Origin of the sequence: Leclercia sp. (genome assembly GCF_036780805.1) — a bacterium.
Taxonomy (GTDB): domain Bacteria; phylum Pseudomonadota; class Gammaproteobacteria; order Enterobacterales; family Enterobacteriaceae; genus Enterobacter.
The window spans coordinates 563,886-581,311 of sequence record NZ_DAIQCE010000001.1 but is presented as its reverse complement, the minus strand read 5'-3'; the positions used below and the strand labels follow the sequence as shown (position 1 = coordinate 581,311).

At 57.8% G+C, this 17,426-nt stretch carries 16 protein-coding genes and 2 pseudogenes; 7 read left to right on the top strand and 11 right to left on the bottom strand.

Annotated features, from left to right (window positions below; all coding sequences use genetic code 11):
• Window position 1: 1 nt before the first annotated feature.
• Window positions 2–1,717, top strand: a pseudogene (locus V7Q49_RS02645) (potassium/proton antiporter); the annotation flags it as partial.
• Here the strand turns inward: V7Q49_RS02645 and V7Q49_RS23500 are convergent.
• From V7Q49_RS23500 to V7Q49_RS02635, 3 genes and pseudogenes are all read right to left on the bottom strand, one after another.
• Window positions 1,670–1,798, bottom strand: a pseudogene (locus V7Q49_RS23500) (hypothetical protein); the annotation flags it as partial. The pseudogenes V7Q49_RS02645 and V7Q49_RS23500 overlap by 48 nt on opposite strands.
• Before the next feature lie 39 nt (window positions 1,799–1,837).
• Window positions 1,838–2,908, bottom strand: a complete 1,071-nt coding sequence (dadX, locus tag V7Q49_RS02640; RefSeq protein ID WP_333849183.1) for a catabolic alanine racemase DadX — start codon at window positions 2,906–2,908, stop codon at window positions 1,838–1,840.
• Between the two features lie 12 nt (window positions 2,909–2,920).
• Entirely contained in the window at window positions 2,921–4,219 is a 1,299-nt protein-coding gene (locus V7Q49_RS02635) for a D-amino acid dehydrogenase (RefSeq protein WP_333849182.1), read from the bottom strand.
• 323 nt (window positions 4,220–4,542) lie between these two features.
• Between V7Q49_RS02635 and V7Q49_RS02630 the strand changes: the two genes are divergently transcribed.
• On the top strand, window positions 4,543–6,075 hold the full coding sequence (locus tag V7Q49_RS02630) for a SpoVR family protein (RefSeq protein ID WP_333849181.1): 1,533 nt from the start codon (window positions 4,543–4,545) through the stop codon (window positions 6,073–6,075).
• A 130-nt stretch (window positions 6,076–6,205) separates the two neighbouring features.
• Here V7Q49_RS02630 and fadR read toward each other — a convergent pair whose 3' ends face one another.
• On the bottom strand, window positions 6,206–6,925 hold the full coding sequence (gene fadR, locus V7Q49_RS02625) for a fatty acid metabolism transcriptional regulator FadR (RefSeq protein WP_333849180.1): 720 nt from the start codon (window positions 6,923–6,925) through the stop codon (window positions 6,206–6,208).
• A gap of 197 nt (window positions 6,926–7,122) precedes the next feature.
• Between fadR and nhaB the strand changes: the two genes are divergently transcribed.
• Together nhaB and dsbB are read left to right on the top strand one after the other, a co-directional pair.
• Entirely contained in the window at window positions 7,123–8,661 is a 1,539-nt protein-coding gene (gene nhaB / locus V7Q49_RS02620) for a sodium/proton antiporter NhaB (protein WP_333849179.1), read from the top strand.
• Between the two features lie 142 nt (window positions 8,662–8,803).
• Entirely contained in the window at window positions 8,804–9,334 is a 531-nt protein-coding gene (gene dsbB, locus V7Q49_RS02615; RefSeq protein WP_333849178.1) for a disulfide bond formation protein DsbB, read from the top strand.
• 100 nt (window positions 9,335–9,434) lie between these two features.
• Here the strand turns inward: dsbB and V7Q49_RS02610 are convergent, their stop codons facing one another.
• The 3 genes from V7Q49_RS02610 to V7Q49_RS02600 all read right to left on the bottom strand — a co-directional run bounded on the left by V7Q49_RS02610 (window position 9,435) and on the right by V7Q49_RS02600 (window position 10,954).
• Complete coding sequence (locus V7Q49_RS02610; protein ID WP_333849177.1) at window positions 9,435–9,878, bottom strand: YcgN family cysteine cluster protein; 444 nt, start codon at window positions 9,876–9,878, stop codon at window positions 9,435–9,437.
• Between the two features lie 93 nt (window positions 9,879–9,971).
• Window positions 9,972–10,631 (bottom strand): fumarylacetoacetate hydrolase family protein, encoded by a 660-nt coding sequence (locus V7Q49_RS02605; RefSeq protein ID WP_333849175.1) that lies wholly within the window; start codon window positions 10,629–10,631, stop codon window positions 9,972–9,974.
• A 47-nt stretch (window positions 10,632–10,678) separates the two neighbouring features.
• Window positions 10,679–10,954: a YcgL domain-containing protein gene (locus V7Q49_RS02600; protein WP_333849174.1), complete on the bottom strand. Its 276-nt coding sequence runs from the start codon at window positions 10,952–10,954 to the stop codon at window positions 10,679–10,681.
• Between the two features lie 125 nt (window positions 10,955–11,079).
• On the opposite strand from V7Q49_RS02600, the gene minC reads away from it, so the two are divergent.
• The 3 genes from minC to minE are packed head-to-tail and all read left to right on the top strand — an operon-like array spanning window position 11,080 to window position 12,881.
• Entirely contained in the window at window positions 11,080–11,772 is a 693-nt protein-coding gene (gene minC / locus V7Q49_RS02595) for a septum site-determining protein MinC (RefSeq protein WP_333849172.1), read from the top strand.
• Window positions 11,773–11,795: 23 nt separating this feature from the next.
• Complete coding sequence (gene minD / locus V7Q49_RS02590; RefSeq protein WP_106993274.1) at window positions 11,796–12,608, top strand: septum site-determining protein MinD; 813 nt, start codon at window positions 11,796–11,798, stop codon at window positions 12,606–12,608.
• A 3-nt stretch (window positions 12,609–12,611) separates the two neighbouring features.
• On the top strand, window positions 12,612–12,881 hold the full coding sequence (minE, locus tag V7Q49_RS02585) for a cell division topological specificity factor MinE (RefSeq protein ID WP_032611475.1): 270 nt from the start codon (window positions 12,612–12,614) through the stop codon (window positions 12,879–12,881).
• A 91-nt stretch (window positions 12,882–12,972) separates the two neighbouring features.
• Here minE and rnd read toward each other — a convergent pair whose 3' ends face one another.
• The 4 genes from rnd to tsaB all read right to left on the bottom strand — a co-directional run bounded on the left by rnd (window position 12,973) and on the right by tsaB (window position 17,390).
• A complete protein-coding gene (gene rnd / locus V7Q49_RS02580) occupies window positions 12,973–14,088 on the bottom strand; it encodes a ribonuclease D (protein WP_333850474.1) in 1,116 nt (371 codons plus the stop codon).
• A gap of 85 nt (window positions 14,089–14,173) precedes the next feature.
• Complete coding sequence (gene fadD / locus V7Q49_RS02575) at window positions 14,174–15,859, bottom strand: long-chain-fatty-acid--CoA ligase FadD (RefSeq protein ID WP_333850473.1); 1,686 nt, start codon at window positions 15,857–15,859, stop codon at window positions 14,174–14,176.
• Between the two features lie 204 nt (window positions 15,860–16,063).
• Complete coding sequence (locus tag V7Q49_RS02570; RefSeq protein ID WP_333849171.1) at window positions 16,064–16,657, bottom strand: Slp family lipoprotein; 594 nt, start codon at window positions 16,655–16,657, stop codon at window positions 16,064–16,066.
• Window positions 16,658–16,694: 37 nt separating this feature from the next.
• The gene (gene tsaB, locus V7Q49_RS02565) at window positions 16,695–17,390 is read right to left on the bottom strand and encodes a tRNA (adenosine(37)-N6)-threonylcarbamoyltransferase complex dimerization subunit type 1 TsaB (protein WP_333849170.1); all 696 of its coding nucleotides are present in this window, start codon (window positions 17,388–17,390) and stop codon (window positions 16,695–16,697) included.
• Window positions 17,391–17,426: the final 36 nt, after the last annotated feature.

Sequence of the window (17,426 nt, the reverse complement as noted above, 5' to 3'; positions counted from 1 at the left end):
ATTGGATGCCGCAGCAATAATCAGTCTTTTTATCCTGGGTTCAGTTCTTGTAACCTGTAGTATTTTATTGAGTTCATTTTCTTCTCGCCTCGGCATCCCCATTCTGGTTATTTTCCTCGCCATCGGCATGCTGGCGGGGGTTGATGGCGTCGGGGGGATCCCCTTCGATAACTACCCCTTTGCCTACATGATCAGTAACCTCGCCCTGGCGGTGATCCTGCTGGATGGCGGGATGCGCACCCAGGCCAGCTCGTTTCGCGTGGCGCTGGGTCCGGCCCTGTCGCTGGCGACGGTCGGGGTGCTCATCACCTCCGGCCTGACCGGGATGATGGCGGCGTGGCTGTTCCATCTGGACATCATGGAAGGGCTGCTGATTGGCGCCATTGTCGGCTCCACCGATGCCGCGGCGGTTTTCTCGCTGTTGGGCGGCAAAGGGCTGAACGAACGTGTCGGCTCGACGCTGGAGATTGAGTCCGGCAGCAACGATCCGATGGCGGTGTTTCTGACCATCACCCTGATTGAGATGATCCAGCAGCATGAGACCAGCCTGAGCTGGATGTTCGCCTGGCACATCATTCAGCAGTTTGGCCTCGGGATCATCATTGGTCTCTCCGGTGGCTACCTGCTGCAACAGATGATCAACCGTATCTCGCTGCCTGCCGGGCTCTACCCGCTGCTGGCCCTGAGCGGCGGGATTCTGATTTTCGCCCTGACCACCGCGATGGACGGCAGCGGCATTCTGGCGGTTTATCTGTGCGGCTTCCTCCTCGGGAATCGCCCGATCCGCAACCGCTTTGGCATCCTGCAAAACTTCGACGGACTCGCCTGGCTGGCGCAGATCGGCATGTTCCTGGTGCTGGGGCTGCTGGTGACGCCGTCGGACCTGCTGCCGATTGCCGTTCCGGCGCTGCTGCTGTCGATATGGATGATCTTCTTTGCCCGCCCGCTGTCGGTGTTCGCCGGCCTGCTGCCGTTCAAGGGCTTTAACCTGCGCGAGCGGGTGTTTATCAGCTGGGTGGGGCTGCGCGGCGCGGTGCCGATCATCCTCGCGGTGTTCCCGATGATGGCCGGGCTGGATCATGCCCGCCTGTTCTTCAACGTGGCGTTTTTCGTGGTGCTGGTGTCGCTGCTGTTCCAGGGCACGTCCCTGTCATGGGCGGCGAAAAAGGCCAGGGTCGTGATCCCGCCGGTAGGCTGGCCGGTCTCCCGCGTGGGGCTGGACCTTCACCCGGAGAATCCGTGGGAGCAGTTTGTGTACCAGCTTAGCGCCGACAAGTGGTGCGTGGGCGCCTCGCTGCGGGATCTGCATATGCCCGCCGAGACGCGTATTGCCGCCCTGTTCCGCGATAACGCCCTGCTGCACCCCACCGGGAGCACCCGGCTGCGCGAGGGGGATATTCTCTGCGTGATTGGCCGCGAGCATGACCTCCCTGCTCTCGGCAAGCTGTTCAGCCAGTCGCCGCCGGTCGCGCTGGATCAGCGCTTCTTTGGTGATTTTATTCTGGAGGCCAGCGCCAAGTTTGCCGACGTGGCCTTGATCTACGGCCTGGATGAGGGGCTGGAGTATCGCGATAACCAGCAGACGCTGGGCGAGATTGTCCAGAAGCTGCTCGGTGCCGCGCCGGTGGTCGGTGACCAGGTGGAGTTTGCCGGGATGATCTGGACCGTGGCGGAGAAAGAGGATAACGCCGTGCGGAAAGTGGGCGTGCGCGTGGCGGAGGATAGCGAAGAGTAACGTCCCCGGTTTTGTAGGCCGGGTAAGCGTAAGCGCCACCCGGCATTTGGCTCCAGAGTTCATGCCGGGTGGCGGCTGCGCCTTACCCGGCCTACAACGACTTCACACCGTAATAACGGGCACGCGCGGGGCTAACGCGGTTAACAACTCGTACCCGATGGTGCCCGCCGCGGCGGCGACATCGTCCACTTTCACCTCGTTGCCCCACAGCTCAACCGGCGTACCGATCCCGGCCTGCGGACAGGGGGTCAAATCAATCGCCAGCATATCCATCGACACCGTGCCGACCGTACCGGTGCGCACGCCGTCCACCCACACCGGGGTGCCTGACGGGGCGATGCGCGGATAACCGTCGGCATAGCCCCCGGCGACGATGCCGATCCGCTGCTCGCCCGAGGCGCGATAGCGGCTGCCGTAGCCCACGGTATCCCCCGCTTTCAGGGTCTGGACGCCGATGATTTCACTGCGCAGGGTCATCACCGGCTTCAGGCCGCTGTTGGCGATATCCTGCCACTGCCCGGACGGTGACGCGCCGTAAAGAATAATCCCCGGCCGTACCCAGTCAAAATGCGCCTCCGGATGCCAGAGGGTGGCCGCCGAGTTAGAGAGCGAGCGCGGACAGTCCAGCCCTTCCGCCGCCTGCTCGATACGCATCATCGGCGCCACGATGCCGTCGGTTTTTTCCGCGTCGGCAAAATGGGCCATCAGCGTCATCCCGCCGACGTTTTTCGCTGCCCGCAGCTGCTGCCAGACGCTGTGTACCCGATCCGGCTGAAAACCAAGGCGGTTCATGCCGCTGTTCACTTTCAGGTAGATATCGAGCGGGGCGTGCAGCTTCGCATTCTGCAACGCCTTGACCTGCCAGTTGCTGTGCACGCTGGTGGTCAGGCGGTACTTATCAAACAGCGGCAGTTCATCGCTGTTGAAGAAGCCTTCGAGCATCAGGATCGGCCCTTTCCAGCTGCGCTCGCGCAGCAGGATCGCCTCTTCCAGATTGAGCAACGCAAAGCCATCGGCCGCGCTTAATGCGCTCCAGATGCGATCCAGACCGTGGCCATAAGCATTGGCTTTGACCACCGCCCAGACGCGTGAAGCTGGCGCAGCGCGACGGACAATTTGCAGGTTATCCTTCAGGGCCTGCAGATCCAGCTGAGCCAGAACAGGACGGGACATGACGACTCCTTGTTAGTTATGCGCGCCGTGTAAATGTTGTGGACGTGACGGAGTAAATCCCGGACGGTAGCGCGCGACGCTTAAATCATCAAACGGAATAGCGGGTGTGCGCCCGGAGATCAAATCACTGAGTAACTGCCCTGAACCGCAGGCCATCGTCCAGCCCAGCGTGCCGTGGCCGGTGTTGAGCCACAGGTTCTTAAACGGGGTGCGGCCGACTACCGGCGTGCCGTCCGGGGTCATCGGGCGTAGCCCGGTCCAGAAGGTCGCCTGTTCAATAAAGCCGCCCCGCGGGAACAGGTCACCAACGACCATCTCCAGCGTTTCACGACGCGGCTGCAGCAGCTCGGTGTTAAAGCCGACGATTTCCGCCATTCCTCCCACGCGGATCCGGTTGTCAAAACGGGTGATCGCGATTTTGTATGTTTCATCAAGGATAGTTGAAACCGGGGCACCGCTGTCCTCTTTCACCGGGATGGTGAGCGAGTAACCTTTCAGCGGATAGACCGGAATATCCACAATGCCTTTCAGCATGGCGGTGGAGTACGAGCCAAAGGCCATCACGTAGGCGTCGGCTTTCACCACTTCGTCACCGCACAGCACGCCGTAGATATTCTCTCCTTCATACAGAAGCTTATCGACTGAGGTGTTGTAGCGGAATTTCACCCCCGCCTGCTCCGCCATCCGGGCCAGATTCTGGGTGAAGAGCTGGCAGTCGCCGGTTTCGTCATTCGGCAGACGCAGACCGCCGGTCAGCTTGTGCGCCACTTCTGCCAGCGCCGGTTCAACCTGCGCCAGCTGGCTGGCTTCCAGCAGCTGATACGGTACTCCGGCATCCTCCAGAACGGCGATATCGCGGGTGGCGTTTTCGTACTGCTGGGCGGTGCGGAACAGCTGCAGCGTGCCCCCCTGGCGGCCCTCATACTGAATGCCGGTAGAAGCGCGCAGCGCTTTCAGGCAGTCGCGGCTGTACTCCGCCAGACGCACCATCCGCCCTTTGTTTTCCATGTAGTGCGAGGTGTCGCAGTTGCGCAGCATCTGCCACATCCACTTGAGCTGGAACTGCGTGCCGTCGAGACTGATCGCCAGCGGCGCATGACGCTGGAACATCCATTTAATCGCCTTCAGCGGCACGCCCGGTGCCGCCCAGGGCGCCGCATAGCCCGGAGAGATTTGCCCGGCATTGGCGGCGCTGGTCTCCAGCGCCGGACCCGGCTCACGATCGATGACGGTCACGTCGTGCCCGGCCTGACTCAGGTACCAGGCGCTGGTTACGCCAACAACGCCACTTCCCAGTATGACAACACGCATAGCCACTCCCTTAATAAGCAAAAGAACAATCTTCTGATTACATATTGATAACCCAGCTGAAAATATTATTCAACATAGGCCTTTTTTATGGTGACATATCTCACACCTTCCCCTGCTGACGCGGGTAGCGCGGTTTTGGCATCTCCTGCTGCGCGGCATTTTTAACCAGCATTTTATTCTGTTACACACCCCTTTTTCGCCACGTGAAAAACGGGAAATCGCAAAGAAAAAAATAGCGTGCCAGCACGCTTTTGAATGGCGTGTTCTATGCTTGAAAAGAGGTTCTCCAGACAGAGAGAGCTACCAACAATGAGGGCGCGCTAATGGCTACTATTGATTCCATGAATAAGGACACCACACGTCTGAGCGATGGACCCGACTGGACATTCGAGCTGCTTGACACCTATCTGGCGGAAATTGACCGGGTGGCAAAACTCTACCGTCTGGATGCTTATCCCCATCAAATCGAAGTGATTACCTCCGAACAGATGATGGACGCTTACTCCAGCGTCGGGATGCCCATTAACTATACCCACTGGTCGTTTGGCAAAAAATTCATTGAAACCGAACGGCTGTACAAACACGGCCAGCAGGGGCTGGCGTATGAGATCGTCATCAATTCCAATCCCTGCATTGCCTACCTGATGGAAGAGAACACCATCACCATGCAGGCGCTGGTCATGGCGCACGCCTGCTACGGACACAACTCATTTTTCAAAAATAACTACCTGTTCCGCAGCTGGACCGATGCCAGTTCGATTGTCGACTATCTGATCTTTGCCCGTAACTACATTACCCAGTGCGAAGAGCGCTACGGGGTGGAGGAGGTCGAGAAGCTGCTCGACTCCTGTCATGCGCTGATGAACTACGGCGTAGACCGCTACAAACGCCCGCAGAAAATCTCCCTGCAGGAGGAGAAAGCCCGGCAGAAAAGCCGCGAAGAGTACCTGCAAAGCCAGGTGAATACGCTGTGGCGTACCCTGCCAAAACGTGAAGAAGAGAAAACGGTCGTGGAAGCGCGCCGCTACCCTTCCGAGCCGCAGGAGAACCTGCTCTACTTTATGGAGAAGAACGCCCCGCTGCTGGAGCCGTGGCAGCGTGAGATCCTGCGCATCGTGCGTAAGGTGAGCCAGTACTTCTATCCGCAAAAACAGACCCAGGTGATGAACGAAGGCTGGGCAACCTTCTGGCACTACACCATCCTGAACCACCTGTATGACGAAGGCAAAGTGACCGAACGCTTTATGCTGGAGTTCCTGCACAGCCACACCAACGTGGTATTCCAGCCGCCTTATAACAGCCCGTGGTACAGCGGGATCAACCCGTATGCGCTGGGCTTTGCCATGTTCCAGGACATCAAGCGTATCTGCCAAAATCCGACGGAAGAGGATAAATACTGGTTCCCGGATATTGCCGGTTCCGACTGGCTGGAGACGCTGCATTTCGCGATGCGCGACTTCAAGGATGAGAGCTTTATCAGCCAGTTCCTGTCGCCAAAAGTGATGCGTGACTTCCGCCTGTTTACGGTGCTGGATGACGATCATAATAACTATCTGGAGATTTCGGCGATCCACAACGAAGAGGGGTATCGCGAGATCCGCTCCCGCCTCTCGGCCCAGTACAACTTAAGCAATCTGGAGCCGAATATTCAGGTATGGAATGTGGATCTGCGCGGGGATCGCTCCCTGACGCTGCGCTATATCCCGCACAACCGCGCCCCGCTGGATAAGGGTCGCAAGGAAGTGCTGAAGCACGTCCATCGCCTGTGGGGCTTTGACATTATGCTTGAGCAGCAGAACGAAGACGGCAGCGTGGAGCTGCTGGAGCGGTGCCCGGTGAAAGGGAATATGTTGTAATTCGGTGCGGCTTGTTTTGCCGGGTGGCGCTTCGCCTTACCCGGCATACGAAGGTTGCAGATTTTGTAGGCCGGGTAAGGCGAAGCCGCCACCTGGCAAAAAAAACCTCTCATCTGAGAGGTTTTTTATTTTAGCGTCCCTGAATCACCAGGTCGCCAGGCAGGGATTTCTGCATCCGATGCCAGATCTCACCGCTGTCACGGCCGTAGCGGCGCACGGTGTCGTACACCTGGTCATGCATGCCTTCTGAGCACAGCTCGCTCAGCTTATGGTAGAAGCCGAGCGCCAGGCTGCGGGCTTCCGGGTTGGCGAAGTAGTGACGACCGATGCGGGTGTAGAGCCCTTTCATGCCGTTGAGGATCAGGCCGTAGATCGGGTTACCCGAGGCAAATGCCAGGCCGCGGAAGACGTTATAATCCAGCAGGGCAAAAGCATCGGCGTGATCTTCCACGGCGGTGGCACGCGCCAGCACTTCCAGCGCCTTATCCGGGTGCTGGCGGAACGCCGTACGAATAAAGATGGTGGCGATGTTGGTACGCACGGAGAGCAGATTATCAATCAGCTGCGGTACGCTCTCGTGATCGAGGCGCGCCAGCGTTTCAAGAATATTCAGACCCGACGTTTCCCAGAAGTTATTCACTTTGGTCGGTTTGCCGTGTTGGATCGTCAGCCAGCCATCGCGGGCCAGTCGCTGCAACACTTCACGTAAGGTGGTACGTGTGACGCCAATCAGTTCAGAGAGTTCGCGTTCTGCGGGAAGGATCGAGCCAGGGGGGAAACGGTTATTCCAGATGCTCTCGATAATGTACTCTTCCGCGAAACCCGCCGGGCTTTGCGCCTTAATGACCATAGTGAGTTTTCCATTAACTGCTTTTTACAAAATTCACTCATCATACCAGAGGCAGACTGAGGCAGATAGCGCAGCGAGGCGAGAAAAAAGGGATCGCCGTTTTATTTTTATCATTTAAAAGTCGGGCCTGCGCGCCTTGCCCGGCACGCTTTGCGTATACTGAAGACGTAATTATGTGACGGGCAAGGAAATCTGTTGTGGAAATGTCTTATAGCCGCGCCCTGTGGCGCAATTTTTTAGGCCAGTCACCTGACTGGTATAAAGTGACCCTGGTTGTTTTTCTGGTGCTTAACCCGCTGATCTTTGTTTTCGATCCCTTCACCGCAGGCTGGCTGCTGGTCGCGGAGTTCATCTTTACCCTGGCGATGGCGCTGAAATGTTACCCCCTGCTGCCGGGCGGCCTGCTGGCCTTCGAGGCGGTGGCCATCGGCATGACCAGCGCCGAACATGTGAAAGAGGAGCTGGCAACGAATCTGGAAGTGCTCCTGCTGCTGATGTTTATGGTGGCCGGGATCTACTTTATGAAGCAGCTGCTGCTGTTCATCTTTACCCGCCTGCTGCTGAGCATCCCCTCGAAAACGCTGTTGTCGCTGGCCTTCTGCCTTGCGGCCGCCTTTTTATCGGCCTTCCTCGATGCGCTGACCGTGGTCGCGGTGGTGATCAGCGTCGCCATCGGCTTCTACGGGATCTATCACCGGGTGGCCTCCGCGCAGCCGGAAGATAACCTGCAGGATGATAACCACGTCGATGCCCACCAGCGTGAGGTACTGGAGCAGTTCCGCGCCTTTCTGCGCAGCCTGATGATGCACGCGGGCGTGGGCACTGCGCTGGGCGGGGTGATGACCATGGTCGGAGAGCCGCAGAACCTGATCATCGCCAAAGCCGTGGGCTGGAATTTTACCGACTTCTTCCTGCGTATTTCCCCGGTCAGCGTGCCGGTGCTGGTGTGCGGCCTGCTGACCTGCTGGCTGGTGGAGAAGTTTAAATGGTTTGGCTACGGTACCCTGCTCCCGACCCCGGTGCGTGAGGTATTGCAGCGTTATGATGATGAAAGCCGCAGCAAACGTACCCGGCAGCAGAAGCTGGGGCTGATTTTTCAGGGGATCATTGGCGTCTGGCTGATTTTCGCCCTCGCGTTTCATCTGGCGGAGGTGGGGTTAATCGGCCTGTCGGTCATTATCCTTGCGACCTCCTTTACCGGCGTCACGGACGAGCACGCTATCGGCAAAGCCTTTACCGAAGCACTGCCCTTTACAGCCCTGCTGGCGGTGTTTTTCGCGGTGGTGGCGGTGATTGTCGACCAGCAGCTTTTTGCGCCGATCATCCGCTACGTGTTGCAGGCCGAGCCGGATGCCCAGCTGTCGCTGTTCTATCTGTTTAACGGCCTGCTGTCGGCCATCTCCGACAACGTGTTTGTCGGCTCGGTCTATATTAATGAGGCCAAAACCGCGCTGCAAAGCGGCGCGATAGACCAGCAGCAGTTTGAGCTGCTGGCGGTGGCGATCAACACCGGGACCAACCTGCCCTCCGTTGCTACGCCGAACGGCCAGGCGGCGTTCCTGTTCCTGCTCACTTCGGCGCTGGCACCACTGATAAGGCTCTCTTATGGCCGGATGGTGTGGATGGCGCTGCCCTACACGGTGGTATTAACCGTCGTCGGTTTGCTGTGCGTCAAAATTACCCTCATTCCTTTTACCCAATGGATGTTGCAGACGGGTATACTGACGGCGCATTAAGTGAGTAAACCGGGCAGTTTCCTGCCCGGTTGCACTTTCGAATGATAAATATCCGATTACGTTATATTTTGCGCGCTGAGGCTGGCGCGCGAATTGTTTTCGTTTACACTGCGCTTTCTATACCTGTTCCAGGGAAATGATTATGTTGAAATTTTTGAACCAGTGCTCGCGTGGACGCGGAGCATGGTTGCTGTTGGCCCTGACCGCCTTCGCGCTCGAAATGGTGGCATTGTGGTTCCAGCACGTGATGTTGCTGAAGCCCTGCGTGTTGTGTATCTATGAACGCTGCGCGCTGTTTGGCGTGATGGGTGCAGGCCTGGTCGGCGCCATCGCCCCGAAAAGCCCGCTGCGCTACGGCGCGATTGCCATCTGGCTCTACAGCGCCGGTAAAGGCCTCCAGCTGGCCTGGGAGCACACCATGATCCAGCTGCATCCGTCACCGTTCCAGACCTGTGATTTTGCCGCCCGCTTCCCGAGCTGGCTGCCGCTGGATAAGTGGCTGCCGCAGGTCTTCGTGGCAAGCGGTGACTGCTCCGTGCGCCAGTGGGAGTTCCTGACCCTCGAGATGCCGCAGTGGCTGGTAGGTATTTTTGCGGCCTTCCTGGTCGTGGCGCTGCTGGTGCTGATTGCCCAGCCGTTTAAACCGAAGAAACGCGATCTGTTTGGCCGTTAATGCCCGGCGGCGCTGCGCTTGTACGGGCCTACGTTGTTAGTAGGCCGGGTAAGCGCAGCGCCACCCGGCAATAAAAAAACCCGCCTCGGCGGGTTTTTTATTAGCTGCGATTGGGATGATTCAGAATATGGTCTTCCCAGTCCCGCACCTCGGATTCCCGCACCGCAATGTGGCGCACCGAGATGCGCTCGCCGTGCATCGCCGCTTTCGAACCGGCCAGCAGCGGGTGCCACTTCGGCAGATCTTTCCCTTCCGCCAGCAGGCGGTAGGCGCAGGTCGGCGGCAGCCATTCGAAGGTGGGCAGGTTGTCGCGGGTCAGCTTGATGCAGTCCGGCTCTAACTCAAAACGGCGCTCGTAGTTACGGCACTGACAGGTTTTGATATTCAGCTGGTTGCAGGCAACGTTGGTGAAATAGATTTCGTCCGAGTCTTCATCCATCAGCTTATGCAGGCAGCACTGCCCGCAGCCATCGCACAGCGATTCCCACTCGGCGTCGGTCATGTTGTCGAGAGTCTTGGTTTGCCAGAAAGGGATTTCGCTCATAAGGATGTCCACACGTCAAAATAAAGCGCACCTTATAACCAGTCTGGCACCTCGATGCAAGTTTTGCCGCCCAAAAGGGGCGGCAAGCGGGGATTACAGCACGCGGGTTTTAAGTGACAGGCCGTTAACGGCCAGCTCCAGCTCGTCGCCGCCGGAGAGCGGGCCTACCCCTTCCGGGGTGCCGGTGAGGATCACATCGCCCGGTTTAAGGGTGAAGAACCGGCTCATATAGGCAATCAGCGGCACAATCTTGTGGATCATGTCGGCGGTGGAGCCCTGCTGACGCACCTCGCCGTTGACCTTCAGGCTCAGGGTGGTGTTCTGCGGATCGTCTTTAAATTCCGCCACCGGAACGAACCCGGAGATGGGGCACGAATTATCAAAGCCTTTGGCTTTTTCCCACGGCTGGCCCGCTTTCTTCATTTTGCCCTGCACGTCGCGCAGGGTCAGATCCAGCGCCACACCATAACCGGCAATCGCCTTCTGGACATGATCTTCAGAGGCCTGACGCAGCGTGGCGCCAATCAATACCGCCAGCTCCACTTCATGGTGAACCGATCCCAGCCCCTGGGGTAATGCCAGCGGCTGGCGGATATCACAGAGCGCCGTTTCCGGTTTAATGAACAGCACCGGCTCGTCCGGTACCGCACTTCCCATTTCCTGAATATGCTTTGCGTAATTACTGCCTACGCAGACGACTTTACTTACCGGATAATCCAGTAAAGCGCCTTGCCAGTTATGATGTTGATACATATACGTCCCCTGAACGGTTAATGTGACGCTGACAGATAATTCTTAAACTATTTTTTCCCCTGCGCCTCAAGATGCTGTTTGAGTAAATTCTCTTGCGGCGGAGGGAGTTGTAAATAATAGCCCTGTTCGGTTAAGGCTGTTTTGACTTTTTCCAGATCGGCGTTGCTCAGCTGCTTGCGCCCGTCGAGGGGCATCAGCATCACCAGCTGCGGCTTACCGAAGTTTTTCAGCAATGCCTCAGGCACGCGGGAAAAATCGTCCTTTTTTTCGACATACAGGTAGGTCTGGTCGCGCTGGGTACTTCTGTAGATCACACAAAACATATATTTACTCTGAATTAAGCGGGAGGGTGACTTGCCTCAATATAATTGTGACTATAACATGCCTGATACTCTTCGGAATATCACGCCGCACAGGTCGTGGTAAAAGCAAATTGAGTAAGGCCAGGATGTCAAACACGCCCATCGAGCTTAAAGGCAGTAGCTTCACCTTATCAGTGGTTCATTTGCATGAAGCAAAACCCGAGGTTATTCGTCAGGCGTTAGAAGACAAAATCGCGCAGGCGCCCGCATTTCTGAAACATGCGCCCGTGGTCATTAACGTAAGCGGCCTCGACGCGCCGGTTAACTGGCACCATTTGCAACAGGCGGTTACCGCCACCGGCCTGCGGATTGTGGGCATCAGCGGCTGCAAAGACGCTGAGCTGAAAGCCGAAATCGATCGGGCGGGTCTTCCGCTGCTGAACGAAGGCAAAGACAAAGCTCCACGCGCAGAGCCCCCTGCCCCGCCAGAACCCCCTGTTACCCCTGTCACAAAAACGCGATTGATTGATCTGCCCGTGCGTTCCGGTCAGCGCATTTATGCGCCAAACTGTGACCTGATTGTGACCAACCACGTCAGCGCGGGTGCAGAGCTGATTGCGGATGGCAATATCCATATTTATGGCTCAATGCGAGGCCGCGCGCTGGCAGGTGCCAGCGGCGATCGCGATGCGCAAATTTTTTGTACCCACCTGGAGGCGGAGCTGGTCTCCATCGCAGGTGTTTACTGGCTGAGCGATAACATCCCGGCCGAATTTTCTGGTAAAGCGGCACGTCTGCGGCTGGCAGACAACGCTTTGACCGTTCAACCGTTGAATTGATCCCTTTTTAACAAGGAATTTCTATGGCACGCATTATTGTTGTTACTTCGGGTAAAGGAGGCGTTGGCAAGACCACCTCCAGCGCGGCCATCGCTACTGGTTTGGCCCAGAAGGGAAAGAAAACCGTCGTTATCGATTTCGATATCGGCCTGCGTAACCTTGACCTGATCATGGGTTGTGAACGCCGCGTGGTGTACGATTTTGTGAACGTGATTCAGGGTGACGCCACGCTGAATCAGGCAATGATTAAAGATAAACGTACCGACAATCTCTATATTCTTCCCGCTTCACAGACGCGCGACAAGGATGCGCTGACCCGTGAAGGCGTGGAAAAAGTGCTCGATGAGCTGAAAAAAATGGAGTTTGATTTCGTGGTCTGCGATTCACCGGCAGGCATCGAAACCGGCGCGCTGATGGCGCTCTACTTCGCCGATGAAGCCATCATCACCACCAACCCGGAAGTGTCGTCCGTGCGCGACTCCGACCGTATTTTAGGGATCCTCGCCTCAAAATCCCGCCGTGCGGAAAATGGCCAGGAACCGATTAAAGAGCACCTGCTGCTGACCCGTTATAATCCGGGTCGTGTCAATAAAGGTGATATGCTGAGTATGGAAGACGTGCTCGAGATCCTGCGCATCAAACTGGTTGGCGTCATCCCGGAAGATCAATCCGTGCTGCGTGCCTCTAACCAGGGTGAACCGGTTATCCTCGACGCTAACGCAGACGCCGGTAAAGCGTATGCGGACACGGTAGATCGTCTGCTCGGAGAAGAACGTCCTTTCCGCTTCATCGAAGAAGAGAAGAAAGGTTTCCTCAAACGCCTGTTCGGAGGATAAGTTATGGCATTACTCGACTTTTTTCTCTCGCGGAAAAAAAGCACCGCCAACATCGCAAAAGAGCGTCTGCAGATTATCGTGGCAGAACGCCGCCGCAGCGACGCGGAACCGCATTACCTGCCGCAGCTGCGTAAAGACATTCTGGAAGTGATCTGTAAGTACGTGCAGATTGACCCGGAAATGGTGACCGTACAGCTGGAGCAAAAGGACGGGGATATCTCGATTCTGGAGCTCAACGTGACCCTGCCGGAAGCGGAAGAGTCGCGTTCTTAAGCGTAGCTGTTGCCGGGCGGCGCGATGCTTGCCCGGCCTACGGATTTGTAGCCCCGGCAAGCATCGCGCCGCCGGGGGTTACAGAGCACAGTTACTGCGGATACTCTTCCAGTAACGCATTCAGGCGATCGGCCATCAGTTCCCCGCGCCAGCCTGCCATCAGTTCCGGCGTACCGTTCTGCGGTTTCAGCTTCCAGTGCGCGTTCAGCAGCTGGTTGATCTGACGACGTGAGGCCAGCAGCTCGGCGCTGACTTTGCTCTCCGTTGCCACTTCCTGCACCAGGGCTTTGATCGCCTTGAACGCTTTGCGATAACCCGGCATATCCATCAGGTTTAACAGCGGCTGCGGCAGTGCCTCTTCCGGCAAATCCTGCGCTTTCGCCACCAGCGCCAGCAGGGTTTTGCCGTGGAAACGGATCTCTGAGCCGGAAAGGCCAATGCTGTCCAGTTCGCCCAGGCTACCCGGCATATAGCGTGCCACGGCCCACAGATGCTCTTCACGCACCACGAAGTTCACCGCCAGGTCGCGCTCCCGCGCCTTACGCAGACGCCAGTCGGCCAGCAGCTGCAGACAGGCCAGCTGGCGGGTGCGCAGCTGCCAGGCATTGCTGATGTCGCGCCACGCCTCTTTCGGATCGGTGGTCTCCTGACGACGCAGCTGCGTCATCCGGCACTCATTCAGGGCGGCAGGCAGCCAGCCGGAGGCTTCGGCCTCTTTCATCAGCTGACCGGCAATTGGCAGCAGGTAGAACACGTCCGCCGCCGCGTAGTCGAGCTGGCGTTCCGTCAGCGGGCGCGCCAGCCAGTCGGTGCGGGATTCGCTCTTGTCGATCGCCAGCCCGGTGTACTCCTCCACCATGGCGGCAAAGCCCCAGGACAGCGGACGACCGGCAAACGCGGCAAGGATCTGGGTGTCGATCAGCGGTTCCGGCATGATGCCGAAGGTATTGAGGAAAACTTCCAGATCTTCACTTCCGGCATGCAGATATTTGGTGATGGCGGTATCCAGCAGCAGCGCACGCATCGGCGCCCAGTCGGTGATCCCCAGCGGGTCGATAAGCGACACATGTTTACCGTCATACATCTGAATCAGACCCAGCTGCGGGTAATAGGTGCGGGTACGGACAAACTCGGTGTCCAGCGCGATGGCGGGTGCGTCACGGGTGACATCGCACAGCGAAGCCAGCTCGTCGTTGGTGGTGATCATCTGGTAATTCAAATCATACTCTCTTTGGTTTGCGCCCATAAAAAAACGCCGGCATGGCCGGCGTCTTGGGTGACTAACACGAAGCTCAGGCTTTATTGTCTACTTTGGCGCGCGCTTCGTCACGTAATTCTCGTCGTAATATCTTCCCGACGTTCGATTTGGGCAGCTCGTCGCGAAACTCCACCAGTTTCGGCACTTTGTAGCCGGTCAGCTGGCGACGGCAGAAGGCGATCAGCGCCTCTTCGGTCAGGGAAGGATCTTTTTTCACCACAAAGATTTTCACCGTTTCGCCGCTGCTGCCCGCCGGTACGCCCACCGCGGCCACTTCCAGCACGCCGTTGTGCTGCATCACCACGTCTTCGATCTCGTTCGGATAGACGTTGAACCCGGAGACCAGGATCATGTCTTTCTTACGATCGACGATGCGCAGGAAACCTTCGTCATCCATCACCGCGATGTCACCGGTGTGCAGCCAACCGTCTTTGATGATTTCGTCGGTAGCGTCCGGGCGCTGCCAGTAGCCCAGCATCACCTGCGGCCCGCGGACGCACAGCTCGCCCGGCTCGCCATGTGCCACTTCGTTATCGTCGTCATCCACCAGTTTGGCTTCGGTGGAGGGCACCGGCAGCCCGATGCTGCCGCTGTGGTAGTCGATGTCGTGCGGGTTCACGCTCACCAGCGGGGCGCACTCGGTCAGGCCGTAGCCCTCCAGCAGGTACTGCCCGGTGAGCTTGACCCAGCGCTCGGCCACCGCCTGTTGCACCGGCATTCCGCCGCCCGCCGACAGATGCAGGGTCGAGAAGTCGAGCTGCTGGAACTCTTTGTTGTTCAGCAGCGCGTTAAACAGGGTGTTCACCCCGGTCATGGCGGTAAAGGGATATTTCGCCAGCTCTTTGACCAGCCCCGGAATGTCGCGTGGGTTGGTGATCAGCACGTTCTGTCCGCCAAGTTCGATAAACAGCAGGCAGTTCATGGTCAGAGCGAAGATGTGATAGAGCGGCAGCGCGGTGATCACCAGCTCTTTGCCACGATGCAGCAGCGGCCCGTAGGTGGCGTTCACCTGCTCGAGGTTGGCCAGCATGTTGCGATGGGTAAGCATCGCGCCTTTTGCTACCCCGGTGGTGCCGCCGGTGTATTGCAGGAAGGCCAGATCCTGAGGAACTACCTCCGGTTTTACGTACTGCATCCGGTAGCCGTTGTGCAGGGCCCGGCGGAAGGAGATAGCGTCCGGCAGGTGGTATTTCGGCACCAGACGTTTGACGTATTTAACAACGAAGTTAACCAGCGTCCCTTTGGCGGTGGAGAGCTGATCGCCCATCCGCGTCAGAATGACGTGTTTCACCTGGGTCTTGTCGACCACTTTTTCCAGGGTGTGCGCAAAGTTGGAGACAATCACAATTGCCGAGGCGCCGCTGTCGTTGAGCTGGTGCTCCAGCTCACGCGGGGTGTACAGCGGATTGACGTTAACCACGATCATCCCGGCGCGCAGGATGCCGAACAGCGCTACCGGATACTGCAGCAGGTTAGGCATCATCAGCGCCACGCGGTCGCCTTTTTGCAGGCCTAAACCCTGTTGCAGGTAGGCCGCAAATGCCCGGCTGCGCTCTTCCAGCTTACGGAAGGTCATTACCTCGCCCATGTTCACAAACGCAGGTCGATCGGCGTAGCGCGTCACGGAGTTTTCAAACAGTTCAACCAGGGATTGATAACGGTCAGGATTGATCTCTGCAGGAACATCCGCAGGATAACGGTTAAGCCAAACCTTCTTCACTACATCACCTCTGAAATGCGTGTTCGTCGTCATCACAGCCCCGGTTAATAAACAAGTCGTTAACATAATATTAACTCAGCGTACCAGTTTATTAATTGCCCGGATTTAAGGTTGCGAAGCGCGTCACTATTTATTTTTGTTATAGCGGTTAAAAAAACGAAACAGCGGCAGGGCCGCTGTTTCTTCTTTAGTCATAACAGAGAGTTACTCTGTTACCACCGTCCGAACCTGAGCCGGTCCGGGACCGTAACCTGGCCAGCCGCCGTAGCCGTAGCCATATCCATAGCGCCACGGATGCGGGCCCCAGTAGAAGGGATCGATAGGCTGCGGCGGCATCATCACCTGCTGCACCACATGCCAGCGCTTGTAGCCGTTGGTTTGCAGGGTCATAAATTTATACGGCGTGTTGCCAATCTTGCCCTGCTCCGCGCCGGTAATGGTACCGACAACGGTGATCAGCTGGCCACGGAAATCCACCGGGTCGAGGAAACCATTAATATCGGCATAGATGCGCCCGCGCGAGGCTTCACCCAGAATCGGCCGCGCGCCGCTGTCCAGCGGAACGGTGGCAATTTCCAGACGGGTTTTCCCCTGCTGGTTCATCACCTCCACCACTTTGCCGCCAAAGCGTGCTTCCTGGCCGACGTACAGTTCCGGGGCGTTCATCACCCGAACCAGATCCTGCTGCGGCGTCGGGCTGCTGCCCTTGATCGCATCAGGTACAGAGACACATCCTGTTAATGCCAGGGCCAGCGCCCCGACGGTCAGCAGGCGAACCACATATTTTTGAACCGCCATGATGCGACTCCTTTTTCTCAGACTCTGATACTGAGATTCACTCCCGGCCCGGAAGTTTCTTCCACGCTACGGTGTTTCGCAAATAAACCGGCTCGGCCTTCTCGACCGCCACGGTGTTTCCTGCGGCCAGCAGCTGACGGGCGATAGGCAGCATATCTTCGGCGGCAGGCAGCAGTACCTTGCCGTCCACCAGGGTCAGACCGCTGTCGTTGGCCATCTCTGGCCACGCTGGCCAGCCGGTGCCGACGGTTGCCCACTCACCGGAAAGCTGCTTCATGCGTTCGCCTGCTGCGTCCGGGGTGAGTACAGCTTCGCTCTCTTCACCATGCCAGACGCCCTGCTCATCGCGGGTGTATTCTGCCCAGTAGACTTCGCCCATGCGGGCGTCGATAGCGGCCAGTACGCGGGTGGCGCCGGTATTGCGCCAGGCACCCTCCGCCATCGTGGCAAGGGTCGAGACGCCGATCATCGGTAGTTCAGCGCCCAGCGCCAGCCCCTGAGCAATGCCGATACCGATACGCACGCCGGTAAAGCTGCCGGGGCCGCGACCATAGGCCAGGGCATCGAGGTGATTCAGGGAGGTGTTGCCCTCGGTGAGGATCATCTTCACCAAAGGCAGGATACGTTGGGTATGTTCCCGGGGGCACTCTTCGAAATGAGCACAGAGTTTACCGTCGTTCCACAGGGCTACAGAGCAGGCCTCTGTGGCGGTATCAATAGCCAGAATTCGCATGTGTTGTCGCGCTCTCGCAAGGGTCAGTCACAAAAA